This window comes from Duganella sp. AC237 (assembly GCF_979254035.1).
Window position 1 is genome coordinate 6,370,391 of sequence record NZ_CEEDEW010000003.1, and the last position, 12,831, is coordinate 6,383,221.

The following is a 12,831-nucleotide window of genomic DNA, read 5'->3' on the forward strand; positions in this document are numbered from 1 at the left end:
ATCATCGCGGGGGCGTCAGTATAGCAGGCGGGCGGGGTCGGGGCCTCCTTTCTAAACGGTTTAGCCCGTGTAGAAATGGTGGACCTGACCCCGGAGTTTATTTCTTGGCAACCTTATCCAGCGTCTGGTCGACGAAGTCGCCGTCGGCGTCCTTGAACACTACCCGCACCGGGTACCAGTCCAGCGACGGCGCCAGCCACAGGTCGACCTGCGAGCCCTTGTCGTCGTCGAGCGGCTGGCGCACCAGGTGCACGGCGCTGACCTCGCCGTTGCCGGTCTGCACCGGCTCGACGTTGGCGACCTTGAAGCTCCATTGCTCGGCGTTGCGGCGCCCGGCGACGAAGTAGGCCCATTCGCTGCCCGGCTTGAACTTGTCCGGCATGGCCCGCGCCTGCGAGGCGATCTGCCACTGGATGCTGGCGCGATCCTGCTCGCCGCCCTTGATCGGGTAGGTCTCGTCGCCGACGCTGAAGCTGATGGTCTTGGTGTCGCGCTTGAAGCTGGTGGTATTGGCCTCCTTGCGGAAGCGCTTTTCATAGAACGCCACCGGCGCCAGGCCGTAGTCGTCGATCAGCCCTTCGCTGCGCGTTTCGAGGATCTTGCCGAAGATGGCGGCGCGGCTTTCGACCGACAGCGCGTACTTGCCGTCGCCGGCGCGCCATTGCACGGCGGCCGTGCCGTTGATCGTCAGCCCGTGCTGCTTGGCCGTGATGTTGTAGTTGAGGTCCGCCGACGGCGGCTCGCTGTGCGCCCGCTTGGCGCTCGGGTGGGGGCCGGCGGCGTCGCCGGCAGCGTGGGCGCCCGTCATGGCGCCTGCGCCGGCAAACAACGCCAGCAGCGCGGCGGCGCCCAGCAAGCGGATGGTAGGTTTTTTTTGCATGTTATTTTCCGGATTCTGTCATCGTAATATTGGAGACGGTCTGCGTGGTCAGCGCGCCGCTCGCCTCGGTGTTGCGCATCTGGACCGGGTACCAGTTCATCCCCGGCGCCAGCCATATGTCGAGCCGCGACGAATAGGTGCCCGGCTTGGGCGGGCGCGTCAGGTGCCAGGTGACCAGCTTGCCCATCTTCGTGTTCAGTTCCTCCTCGCCGACCAGCTGGAAGCGGAAGATCGTCGCCTCCTTCTCGTCGCCGACCTGCAGATCGATATCGCCGCCCAGCTGGTTGACGTCGGCGCGGCCGATGCCGCCCAATTGGAACGGCACTGTCGCCTTGTCCTGCGCGCCCGTCAGCAACGGATAGCTGCGCTCGGAAGCCGAGAACGTGATCGTGCCCTGCTCGCGGTTGAAGTGGGTCGCGGTCTCCGCCCGGCGCGTGCGCTTTTCGGTGACCCTGACCGGTGCGATGCCGTAGTCGTCGATGACGCCTTCGCTGCGCAGTACCAGCAGGTTGACGCGCGTCACCAACAGGCTGACGCCGGCTTCGACCGAGGCGTCGTAGCGGCTGCCGTCAGTATGCCATGTCATCGACGCGGAGCCCGTCCATTTGGTGCCGTCGGCGTCCACCCGCGCCACCGCCATGTCGAACCTGGCCGACGGCGGCAGATGCACTTTGTATCGCCGCGTGCCCTGCGGCGGCACCTCGGCCGGCACGGCCGGCGCCGGCGTCGGCGACTCGGCGGGCGCCGGCGGCGTGCCCGTTTGCGCCTTCGCCGCCCCGGCCCTGGCCTGGCCATCCTTGCCGCCGGCCGGCGCGCCCTCACCGACGCCGTCCGCCGACGTAGCGTCGCCGGCCGGCACCGGCATGGCGGCGATGGCGGCCAGCGCGTCGGTCGCCGGCGCCGGTTCCGTCGGTGGCGGCAGCTCGCGGGGCGGCGGCGGGCGCTTGACGCGGGGACGCGGCACTTCCTGCGGCGCCAGCGGCTTGACGTCCACCAGCGGCGCGCTCTCGACGCGCTTGGGCAAGGTCAGTCGCAATTGCGCCGTCATCACCGACGGCGGATGGGGCGAAGTGCGCGGCGCGGAGGAACCGAGGTGATTGCCCGCCCAGTCGATCGCCGCCAAATGCAGCGCCAGGGTGGCCGCGCATACGACCAGCAGGCGTCGGCGTTGAAAGAGGTAGGAAACAATCGTCATGCCGCTAGTTTAACGTGTTCGGGCAAAGCCATCGGTCCGCCGCCGCGCGGCGATGGAAATGTTGTCAAAATCTTTTTGAATGCGGCCCGGATATCTGCTACGCTGAAAGCTAAAATCCACAGGAGACAGTTATGGCCAATACGCAAATGCCGCACATCCCGGGCGCCGGAGTGATGACGGATACTTTAGACTTTGTCAAAAACCTGTGGGGCAGCATGAGCGTGCCCGGATTGACGGCGCCGACCTTGTCGGTCGAGGAACTGGATAAGAAGATCAACGACCTGAAGGCCGTCGAGGCTTGGCTGAACCTCAATATGAGTATGCTGCGCGGTAGCATCCAGGCGCTCGAAGTGCAGCGCGGGACCATCGCCACGCTCAAATCCGTCGGCGCCAGCCTGGCCGCCGCCGTCAACACGGGCGCCAACGACAAGTCGATTTTCGACGCCAATCCGTACGCGTCGGCCTTCTTCCACCACGCCCGCGAAGCCGACAAGGCGCCCGCCAGCAAGCCGTCATGGCCTCCGGCGCCATCGGCCGCGCCGGCACCGGCACCGGCTCCGGCGCAGCAAGCCGCGCCCAAGGCGCCGGACGCCGGGCCGCCGCCCAAGCCGGCCCCCGACGCCGCCACCGCCGCCCAGATGCCCAATCCGGCCGTGTGGTGGAATCTGCTGCAGGATCAATTCAAGCAGGCCGTGTCGACGGCGATGGCGTCCGAATCGATGATGGCCGATGCCGCCGCGCGCGCCACCGACACGGCGGTGAAATTCGCCACCGCCGCCACGGCCGGCGGCAAGGCCGCCGGTGCGGACGCCGGCACCGGTCCGGTCACCGCGAAGGCGGCCAGCGCCGCGCCGGCAGCTGATCAATCGGCCGATAAATCGGCGGACAAGCCGGCCGTCAAGCCGGCGGCGAAAAAGGCCCCGGCCAAAACCGCGCCGGCGAAAACCGGCAAGCCCGGCTCCGACAAGCTTTAGCGAGTAACGGGCCAGTACCCGGCGCCACTGCGGCCGGCGCCCGGCCTCAGGCCAGGCGCTGGATGCGGATGGCGTCGATCATGCCGTCTTCCTGGCGCTGCACTTTTTCGATATCGATCAGGCCTTCTTCCTCCAGCAGCTTGGCGCTGTCGTGGGCGGACTGAAAACTGTCGAGGGTATCTCCCTTGGCGGCGACCGGCCGTATCCAGGCCACGCTGCCTACTTTCATCTTCGTATACACTTCTTTTGCGATATCACGCATATGGTTTTGCCCTTTATTTCAAGGCGCAGACAGGGCTGCGCCGCGATTCAGTGTAATCATTTGGTGGCCCGGAAACAAGTTGGCTGTTGCGTCCATCCGTCACCACCAAATCAGTCGGGAACCGCGCCGTTGGCGGCCTCGTACTCGCTCGCCGCCGCCGCCGCCACCACGCCGGACACCGGCGCCAGCATCGCCAGCTGCTCCATCAACTGCGCAAAACGCAGCTGGCCCGGCGCGATCGCGTCGACATGCATCAACACGCCGATCGCCTCCTCCGCCAGCTCGCGCACATAGCCAGTTTGGTGCAGCTGCGAGATCAGGATCTGCGCTGAATTAAACAGGATGCGCATATTGTGCGGCAGCGCCTTGCGCGCCACGCGCATCCATTCGACCGCCTCGATCAACTTGCCGGTCTTCCACAGCAGCACGCCCTTGTTCATCATGTCGGCCGCCTCCTGGCGCGAGGCCTTGATCAACTCGGTGCCCTCGTCGCCCATGCGCGCCTTGTCGAAAATCTTCTGCACATCCTCGAGCAGCGCCGCGTTGTCATGGTTGTTGCGCGCCACGTAGCACAGCAAGGTCACCGGCGCGTCCTTGACGCCGACCGCGAACAGCAACGTCGCCATATCGAGGCAGGTGGTGCTGTCGGGACGCTGCTTGGTCTCGTCGGCCAGCATCGCCTCCAGTTCGTCGCCGGATTTGCGCGCGCGCCGGTAATCGCCGCTCTCGTGGTAGACCAGCCCCTCGGTGATCTTGGCGCGCAGGGTAACCTGGTCGCCGCCGAATTGATGGACCGCCGCGTTCAGCAAGCGTATCGCCTCCTTGGTGTCGTTCTTCTGGCCGCACACGCGCGCCAGGCCGAAATACGCGTCAACCGTCTTGGCCACCGAGTACTCGCCCATCTCTATGCATTTGCGGAAGGCTTTTTCGGCCACCGGGATATTTCCCAGCTTGAGCGCCGTCTGCCCGAACGCGCGCTGGCGCGGCACCGAATTGGGCGACAGCTTGGCGGCTTTTTCCAGCACGCCAAAGGCTTCCTCGTGCTTGCCCTGCTGCTGGAACGACAGCGCCAGCTGGTCGAACGCGTCGATGTAAAAGCGGTTGTCGGCGATCACCGCCTGGAACATCTGCTGCGCCGCCTCGACCTCGCCGGCGCTCATGCGGATCTTCCCCAGGCCGCAGCGCGCCCAGTTGTAGTCGCGCTCCTCGAGCACCTTCTCGTACACGGCGCGCGCCTGTTCCGGCACGCCGCTTTTGAGCAGCAAGGTCGCCTTCATCCGCTGCAGGTCGATCTCGTGCAGCGGATAGAGCGCGATCTGCTCCTCGCACAGGCGCGCCGCGCGCAGGTAGTCCTTGTCGGCGAAGGCCTGGTCGATCTCGCGGAAGATCTGCTTCTTGTTCCACACGCGGTTCAGGCGTGTCAACAGCACGCCCTCGGTGATCGGTTTGATGATGTAGGCGTCCGGCTGGTGCTCGGCCGCGCCCATCACCGACTCCACGCTTTTCTCGGCCGAGACCATCAGCCACACGCTGCTGGGCAGCATCAGGTTGCGCAGGCGCGCCTCCTCCAGCACCTGCTGGCCGTTCTTGCCGTCGCCAAGGTTGTAGTCGCACATGACGACGTCGTAGCGCGTCTTCGACAGCAGCACGATGGCCTCGCCGCCGCTGGCCGCCTGGTCGATGTGCTTGGCGCCGAGGTTGCGCAGCGACTCGCGCAGCAGCTGGCGGATGCCGACGAAATCGTCGACCAGCAGGTAGCGCTTCTCGGCCCAATCGATGTCGCCGCTGGCCTGGTTTTCCGCGCTCATGGAAGCCGCAGGATGAAGCAGCCGCCGCCCAGGGCGCCGCCGCTGCCGCCATTCTCCAAAGCGATGCCGCCGTGGCGCTGGCGATGCTTGTGCATCTTCGCCACTTCGCTGGAAAAGTACAGACCGAGGCCGCTGCTGTTGCTAAGGAAGTTGACCTTGCCGCCGCCGGTCTTCATGGCGTCTGCGCCGGCCTCCAGGATGGCAGGCGGGAAGCCGCCGCCGTTGTCCTCCACGCGCAGTTCCAGGTAGTCGCCGTCGACCTTGACGGCCAGGCGGATGCGGTCGCGCGTGTAGCGGATGGCGTTGTTGATGGCGTGGACCAGCACACCGATGATCAGGTCCTCGTCGAAGGTCCAGATGGCGTCCGCCGGAAAATCGACATCGAGCGTGACGCCGCGCGATTGCAGCAGGATGCGCGCCTGGCCCTTGACTTGGTCGACCAACTCGCTGATCCGGTGGGCGGCCGGATCGAAGGGGTAGCCGGGCTTGCCCACCTCCTTGTACAACGCTAGCAACTGGATCAGGTTGTCGTTGAGGCGGCGGGTCTGATACAGCATCTGGCCCAGCTGCTCGTAGTGGGGCTGCCCGGCGGCCGGAGCAGGCGGCGGCGCGGCGGTGGAGGCGGGGCCGGCGATCAGGTTCTCCAGCGTGCCGCTCAGGACACTGATCGAATTCTTCATGTCGTGCACCGTCGACGCCAGGAACATCAGCAGCTCTGGCGATCCCTCGTAGTGCTGCGCTTGGTCTTCGTCCATTGTTGTGCGGTGCTCGCGCCCGGTTCAAAGGGTGATTATATCCTGCGGGATATAGCCAAGCCAACGCCGGGATGGCTTGTGTGCGCAGGATATTTGCGTCAACGCAACGCCGGTGTGGCGGCGCGATCACGGACTGATCACTGGCTGATCACTGGCTGCGGCGGCGCTCCTTGAGCAGGAAGCGTCCCGGATCGAGCGCCGCCACCAGGCTCGCCTCCAGCGGTGGCGGCGTGTTCTCCAGTTGACTGACCAGCAACTCGGCCATCAGCGGCGCCCAGATCAGGCCCCGCGATGCGTAGCCCAGCAGCCCATACAGCCCGGGGTGGCGCGGCACGTCGCGCAGGCGTTCCAGGCGTCCGGCGGCGCCATGGTCGGGCAAGGCGCCGCACAGCGGCAGGCGGTCCGGCGCGGCGCAGCGGAAGCCCACCCTGCCCGCCAGCGGCGCGCTCGCCGCCAGTGCCGCGACGTCATCGCCCGGGACGATCTCCGCCAGCCGGGTAAGGTTCTCCAACTGGCTGCCCGCGCGCAGGTGCGGATCGTCGTCGTTGTCGTAGGTCGCGCCGGCGCAGACGATGCCGTTGGCGGCCGGCGTCACATACGCCTCGCGGCAGACCACCAGCGGCAGCCGGGGAGCGCCCGCCGAGCCGGGTTCGTCGAGCGCCAGGTGCGTGACCTGGCCGCGCAGCGCCGACAGCGGCAGCAGCGACGCCTGCGCGATGTCGACGGCGCCGGTGCCATTGGCCAGGATGACCGTCGGCGCCCGCGCGACCGTCGCGCCGTCGGCGCCGATCACGTGCCACTCGCCGTCGATACGCCGCAACTCGAGCGCCTGCGTGTGGAACGCGCGGCGCAAACGCGCGCCGCAAGCGTCGAGCATGGCCTCGCACAGCGACGCCGGCCGCGCCCAGCCGCCCTGCTCGAACAGCCAGCCGCCGTGCGGCGTGCCGCCACCGAGCAAACGGCCGGCGCCATCGGCCGCCAGCCAGCGCGCATACGCCGGCGGATAATTCCACGCCGCCAGCACGTCTTGCTGCACCTTCGCATGCGCGGCGTCGCGCGCCAGTTGCAGCACGCCGCAATCGGCGCCGTCGAACGCTTTGCCGACACCGCCCAGGCGCCGCCATTCGCGCAGCGCGAACAGGTAGCCGGCGCGGCTCAAGCGGGTCGGAATATTGTCGTCCTTAGACAGCAGCGGCATGAAGATGCCGGCCAGGTTGCCGGAAGCTTCCTGCGCCGGCTGCGGGTGCCGTTCGATCAGCGTCACTTCCCAACCGTTGGCGCACAGGCGATGGCAGGCGGAGGAACCGGCCAGGCCGGCGCCGACGACGATCGCGCGCCGCTCCGGCTGCGGCGGCGCGGGCGGCTGCGGCTTGCGGCTTTGGTAGACCGCGCCGACGTCGCGCGAGCCGGCGACGGCGTGGCAGGCGAAACCGGCCGCCGTCAGCGCCCACACCAGCGGCTCGTCCGGCGCATGCGCGTGCAGCGTCGCGCGCGGCGCGGCCAGCTTCGCCAGGCCGCGCGCAAAGGCGGAGGCAAAATCGGGCGCGCAGGACGAAACCTGGAAGTCGTCGACCCGCGCCTCGATCTGCGGCAGCACGGCGTCGAGCGCGCCGACCAGCAGATCGAGTGTCACGCGGCCGTCATCGAGCACGATGCGGTGCAAGCCCGGCACGTTCAGCGGCCAGTTGGCACGCAGCCGCGCATCGGCGATGCGTTCGGCGTCCGGCAGCGCCGGCGCGACGGCCAGGTAGTGCAGCGGCGAGGCCCCCGGCGCAGAGGACTGCGCCCATGCGGCCAGAAACCGCGCGCCATCGGCGAAGTCCGTGTCGAGCACCACGCGCCGTGACGCGCCAGCCGTCGTCACTTGCGCCGCTTCCGGCAGAAGCACGCCGGATCATGATCGTCGACCATGCCGATGCCCTGCATGTAGGCGTAAATGATCGTCGAGCCGACGAACTTGAATCCCAGCTTGGCCAGATCCTTCGAGATGCGGTCCGACAGTTCCGTCTTGCTGGCGCGCGGGCCGTCGCCCGACACTATCGGCTTACCGCCGACATAGGCCCACAGCAGTTGATCGAGGCTGCCGCCGCCGGCGCGCAGGCGCAGGTAGGCCTGCGCGTTGGTGATCGCCGCCGCCACCTTCAACTTGTTGCGCACGATGCCGGGATCGGCCAGCAGCGCGGCCACCTTGCCGGCGTCGTAGGCGGCGATCTTGTCCGCGTCCCACTGGTCGAAGGCGGCACGGTAGGTCTCGCGTTTATTGAGGATGGTTTCCCAACTCAGCCCCGCCTGCGCGCCCTCCAGATTGAGCATCTCGAACAGGCGCGTCTCGTCGTGGCAAGGCACGCCCCATTCGGTGTCGTGGTAGTGCAGATACAGGGGATTGGCCGGGTTAGCCCAGCCGCAGCGGGTCTTGGTCATGGGAGCGGGAAGAATGGTGGCGCGTCAGTATAAGGTATACCGCCCGGTATCGGGCATGTGCGGCGATTACCACAGTGGCGGAGGGAGCGCTTGCTTTTTGTCATTTTTATATCTATTCTTGATAACTATAAAAATCACAATATTATAAGTCGTCCAAAACCGGGAGTGAACCGCCATGCCGTTCCCCACAGAGCCTGCGTTTGACTTTTTTAACACCAGCCGCCAACCTGCGAAGGGTGTGCCGGTGCCAGTGTCCAGTGTGTTGGAATATGAATTACTGCTGCTCCACGGCGTGCGCCTGGAGTCCCTCGAGCCCATCGAGCCTGCCGATGCCGACAAGGAAAACGCGCGTCGCGAGCTTCAGTTCCGGGCCGCGGTACATGCGTTGCCCGACGGCGACGAGCGCACCGCCATCTGCCTGTCCGGCGGCGGCGTGCGCAGCGCCACCTTCTGCCTCGGCGTGCTGCAGGCGCTGGCCGAACGCAAGTGGCTCGACAAATTCCACTACATGTCGTCGGTCTCCGGCGGCGGCTACATCGCCAGTTGGCTGTCGAGCTGGATCGCGCGGGAAAATGGCAACGTCGACGGGGTGCTGAACAAGCTGGCGCCCGCGCGCACGGGCGCCGCGCCCGAGCACGAGAAGCCCGAGCCCGATCAAGTCCGGCAGTTGCGCGCCTATAGCAACTATATGAGTCCGGTCCACGGTTTCTCGATCGATCTGATCACGCTGATCGCCACCTTCATCCGCAACCTGACCTTGCACTGGTTGATGCTGCTGCCGCTGCTGGCGGCGCTGGTCATGCTGCCGCGACTGAATCTTGCGATGACTTTCCGCGCCGGACCATGGTTCTCCTCGTACACGGCCGGCGTGTGCTTTCTGGGCGTGATGATGGGATTGCTCCTGTGGGGACTCGGAGTGGCGCTGACGAGTCTGCCAAGCTACGCCCCGCAAGCAGGCAAAGAAAACACATTCATGAAGCGATGCTTCGGACCGATGTGCTGCGCGGCGATCGTGCAAAGCTGGGCCATTCCTCGCGTTGTCACGCCAGACTTTTTCACCACCAACATGCTCTGGATCGCGGTCTGCGTTGGCGCCGTGGTCACGACGACGGCCCAATTGCTTGCCTTGCGCCCGCAATCGAATACCCCTGACGCAAAGTCCGGCAAGAAGATGCTGGCCGCATTCGGCGTGGGCGCCATCGCCGGCGCGCTGATGTTCCACGTGATAAAAAAATTCTCACAGTTGGCACTCATGGAGCACTACGCGCCCAACGACATGCTGGCGGCGGGCCTGTATTCCGTATTTTGCGTGCCCGCGCTGCTGGCGGCCGGCTGGCTGACCATCACCATCTACGTCGGCCTCGCGCAGCGCTTCTCGGATGAAGATGACCGCGAATGGTGGGCGCGCGCCAGCGCCTGGATATTCTGGGCCTGCCTGGCCTGGATTTTCTCCAACGCGGTGGTGATCTTCGGCCCCTATCTGCTGCTGCAAAGCCCATGGACCAAATTATTGGGCGCGTCGGCCGGCGGCATGGGCGTGGTGACGGGGTTATACGGCTACTGGAGCAAAAGCGGCCAACGGCTGACGCGCAAAGTCAAGAGCGCGTTCGCCATCGCCGGTGAGCACGTACTGCAATTGGCCGCGGCGATCTTCATCACCGCGCTGTTGATCGTCACCAGCTTCGTGCTGGCCATGATCGGCGACCTGCAACACCTCACGCTGGGCGCCATCTTTGCAAACACGCGCCTGTGCGCCAATCTGGACACCTACTACGCCATCCAGACCACGCAAGCCGGCTTGGGAGGCCAGTTCTTCATATTTGCCGGCTCGGTCATCATCGGCCTGATCGCCTCGCGCTACTTCGGCACCAACACCTTTTCCCTGCACAGCATGTACGGCAACCGGCTGGTGCGCGCCTATCTGGGTGCCGCGCGTGACAAGCGCGAACCAGATCCGTTCACGGGATTCGATCCGAACGACAATTTGCAGATGAAGGAGCTGGACCCGCTAAAGACGCCGCCGCCACGTCCGCCACCGAGGCCACGGCTCTATCATGTGATCAATATCGCGCTCAACCTGGTCAAGCCCAGCAATGAGGATCTCGCTTGGCAGCAACGCAAGGCGGCCTCGTTCACCGTCACGCCGCACTTCACCGGCTCGAAGGGCACCGAGTATCAGCGTTCGGATTTTTATTCGTCCGAAAAAGGCATTTCGCTGGCGCGCGCCATGACGATCTCCGGCGCGGCCGCGTCATCGAGCATGGGATACCACACCTCGACGCTGATCGCCTTCGTGATGACCTTCTTTAACGTCCGGTTGGGATGGTGGCTGCCCAATCCCGCACTGAAGGACGTCAAGGCGCTGCAGCGTTCAGAGCCCCCGCTCGGCTCCATGTCCATCCTGACCGAGTCGCTGGGCGCGACGACCGCCAAGAGCGACTTCGTCTACCTGAGCGATGGCGGCCACTTCGAGAACCTGGGCCTATACGAAATGGTGCGCCGCCGCTGCCGGCGCATCGTCGTGGTCGACGCCAGCTGCGATCCGAAATACGAATTCGAAGACCTGGAAAACGCGATCCGCAAGATCCGCACCGACTTCGGCGTCTCCATCGTCTTCCCCGACGGCCTGCCGACGCCGGCCTGGACGCGCGGCGCGCAAAACAGGCATAAACATTCGGCGCACGGCGTGATCCGTTACTCCACCGTGGACGGATCGTGCCCCGACGGCAGCATCATTTATATCAAGCCGCTATTGTCGGGCAACGAGCCGCTCGACATCACCCGCTACGCCGCCAAGGCCGACAAGGCGCAGATGAACCCGTTCCCGCACCATTCGACGGCCGACCAGTTCTTCGACGAGGTCCAGTTCGAAAGCTACCGCGCGCTCGGCTACCACAGCGTGATGGCCGACTTCCCGCAGGGGGAGTACTGGAAGCGCTTCCCCGCCGGCGCGGTGGACGCCAGCGAGGAAAAGCTGGCCGCCGCCGAGCGGGCGGCCGACAACGCAGGTGCGGGTGCGCCACCGATGGCGGCGGCGGCCGACGCGGTGCGCGCGGCCGGCCAGGCGGGCCTGTTGTGGACCACCATCGCGGCGACGGGCGCGCTCGGCGCCGGCGTCGTCGGCACGCTCGCGCTCCAAAAAGGCGGCGAAGTGGCGCTCGCGAAGGGCGGCGAGGTCGCCTTCAGCAAAGAAACACTCGACGAGCTCAGGAAAATATTACAAGCGCGGGAGGCCGATCCGGCCGTCGCCACGCTGATCATGGAACTGACCGCGCAACTGAAAAAACTTCAGCAATCGATCATCGATAATTCAACCGTCAATAACCAGATCAGCAACGATATCGGCCAGTTGCTCAACAAGCAGATCACCCTGATCAATACTTTAGACAATACCAAAAGTGCGCAGACGCTGAGCGACATCAAGGGGACGCTGCTGACAATATCGGCGAAGCTGCCAGCGGAGAAAGACTACAGCGCCGCCATCGGCGCCATCTCCGCTCAGCTCGTCGTACTCGATCAAACGCTGAAGGCGCAGACCGACGAGATCCACAAGACCAATACCCGCGCCCATGTGCGCGGCGGCGATGGAGCGCGGCCATGAGGGCCGGCCCGTTCGTGGCGCTGGCCGCGCTGCTGTCCGGCTGCTGCTATCAAACCATCCGCCTGCAGTCGTCGTGGTACATACTGGAAGATAATAAAATAAAATCAACCACTTACGTCTCGGTGCTTAACACCGGCAACACCGCCGTCAATGTCAAAACGCTCATCATCAATCCGCTGCGGGACAAGGTCGCCTTCTTCAGCGATCCCCATCACGATGGCTGGACGCTCTCCATCGGTGAGCGCCTCGAACCGGGACAAATGCTCATCAAATCAACGGGGGCATTCTCGCGACTGGAAAAGAACCAGACGGTGTATTGGAATGGCTGCCGGGTGCCGATCGAAATCGACGCTGAGTTATCCGGAAAAAATTCGCTGGTCATCACCGACATGAAACCGGCCATGCCCGACTCGCTGCCGGCGATGTGGGATACTGAATGCCCCAAAGCCGCCAAATAGGAGCATCGCATGCAGTTCGAGGCAACACTGGAATGGAAACGCGACGGGCAGGATTTCCTCGGGCAGCGCTACAGCCGCGCGCACACCTGGCGCTTCGACGGCGGCGCGGTCGTGCCGGCGTCGTCGTCGCCGCTGTCGGTGCCGCTGCCGATGTCGGACGCCGCCGCCGTCGATCCCGAGGAGGCGCTGGTGGCCGCCGCGTCGAGCTGCCATATGCTGTTCTTCCTCTCGATCGCCGCCAAACGGGGGCATACGGTCGACAGCTACAACGACCACGCCATCGGCACGCTCGGCAAGAACGAGCAGGGCAAAATGGCGATGACGCGCATCGCGCTGCGCCCGGCCATCGTGTTCGCCGGCACCGCGCCGCCCGGCGAAGACGAACTGCACGCCATCCACCACGAGGCGCACGATAAATGCTACATCGCCAATTCGCTCAATGTCGAGGTGGTGGTCGAGCCGCCGGCCGCCTGATCG

The 12,831-nt window shown here is 65.6% G+C and carries 11 protein-coding genes; 4 read left to right on the forward strand and 7 right to left on the reverse strand.

The annotated features are described in order from the left end of the window. Positions 1-97: 97 nt before the first annotated feature. Positions 98-880 (reverse strand): DUF3108 domain-containing protein, encoded by a 783-nt coding sequence (locus tag AC0IYS_RS28135; protein ID WP_471708282.1) that lies wholly within the window; start codon positions 878-880, stop codon positions 98-100. Position 881: 1 nt separating this feature from the next. Then, entirely contained in the window at positions 882-2,075 is a 1,194-nt protein-coding gene (locus AC0IYS_RS28140; protein ID WP_471708283.1) for a DUF3108 domain-containing protein, read from the reverse strand. 131 nt (positions 2,076-2,206) lie between these two features. Here AC0IYS_RS28140 and AC0IYS_RS28145 point away from each other — a divergent pair, with 131 nt between their 5' ends. Further along, positions 2,207-3,049 (forward strand): PhaM family polyhydroxyalkanoate granule multifunctional regulatory protein, encoded by an 843-nt coding sequence (locus AC0IYS_RS28145; protein WP_471708284.1) that lies wholly within the window; start codon positions 2,207-2,209, stop codon positions 3,047-3,049. Positions 3,050-3,095: 46 nt separating this feature from the next. Here AC0IYS_RS28145 and AC0IYS_RS28150 read toward each other — a convergent pair whose 3' ends face one another. The 5 genes from AC0IYS_RS28150 to AC0IYS_RS28170 all read right to left on the reverse strand — a co-directional run bounded on the left by AC0IYS_RS28150 (position 3,096) and on the right by AC0IYS_RS28170 (position 8,295). Then, entirely contained in the window at positions 3,096-3,278 is a 183-nt protein-coding gene (locus tag AC0IYS_RS28150) for a hypothetical protein (RefSeq protein ID WP_471708285.1), read from the reverse strand. 143 nt (positions 3,279-3,421) lie between these two features. Further along, a complete protein-coding gene (locus AC0IYS_RS28155; protein ID WP_471708286.1) occupies positions 3,422-5,119 on the reverse strand; it encodes a response regulator in 1,698 nt (565 codons plus the stop codon). Next, positions 5,116-5,874 (reverse strand): sensor histidine kinase, encoded by a 759-nt coding sequence (locus AC0IYS_RS28160; RefSeq protein ID WP_471708288.1) that lies wholly within the window; start codon positions 5,872-5,874, stop codon positions 5,116-5,118. Before AC0IYS_RS28160 ends, AC0IYS_RS28155 begins: the two co-directional genes overlap by 4 nt. Before the next feature lie 148 nt (positions 5,875-6,022). Then, the gene (gene mnmC1 / locus AC0IYS_RS28165; protein ID WP_471708289.1) at positions 6,023-7,762 is read right to left on the reverse strand and encodes an FAD-dependent 5-carboxymethylaminomethyl-2-thiouridine(34) oxidoreductase MnmC1; all 1,740 of its coding nucleotides are present in this window, start codon (positions 7,760-7,762) and stop codon (positions 6,023-6,025) included. Continuing rightward, positions 7,735-8,295 carry a DNA-3-methyladenine glycosylase I gene (locus tag AC0IYS_RS28170; RefSeq protein WP_471708291.1) on the reverse strand — a complete coding sequence of 187 codons (561 nt, stop codon included), beginning with the start codon at positions 8,293-8,295 and terminating at the stop codon, positions 7,735-7,737. Before AC0IYS_RS28170 ends, mnmC1 begins: the two co-directional genes overlap by 28 nt. A gap of 262 nt (positions 8,296-8,557) precedes the next feature. Here AC0IYS_RS28170 and AC0IYS_RS28175 point away from each other — a divergent pair, with 262 nt between their 5' ends. From AC0IYS_RS28175 to AC0IYS_RS28185, 3 genes are read left to right on the forward strand one after another with little or no spacing between them, the layout of a single operon-like run. Further along, positions 8,558-11,896: a patatin-like phospholipase family protein gene (locus AC0IYS_RS28175; protein ID WP_471708292.1), complete on the forward strand. Its 3,339-nt coding sequence runs from the start codon at positions 8,558-8,560 to the stop codon at positions 11,894-11,896. Beyond that, positions 11,893-12,354, forward strand: a complete 462-nt coding sequence (locus AC0IYS_RS28180; protein ID WP_471708293.1) for a hypothetical protein — start codon at positions 11,893-11,895, stop codon at positions 12,352-12,354. Before AC0IYS_RS28175 ends, AC0IYS_RS28180 begins: the two co-directional genes overlap by 4 nt. Positions 12,355-12,363: 9 nt before the next feature. Further along, complete coding sequence (locus AC0IYS_RS28185) at positions 12,364-12,828, forward strand: OsmC family protein (RefSeq protein ID WP_471708294.1); 465 nt, start codon at positions 12,364-12,366, stop codon at positions 12,826-12,828. The last annotated feature ends 3 nt before the right edge of the window (positions 12,829-12,831 follow it).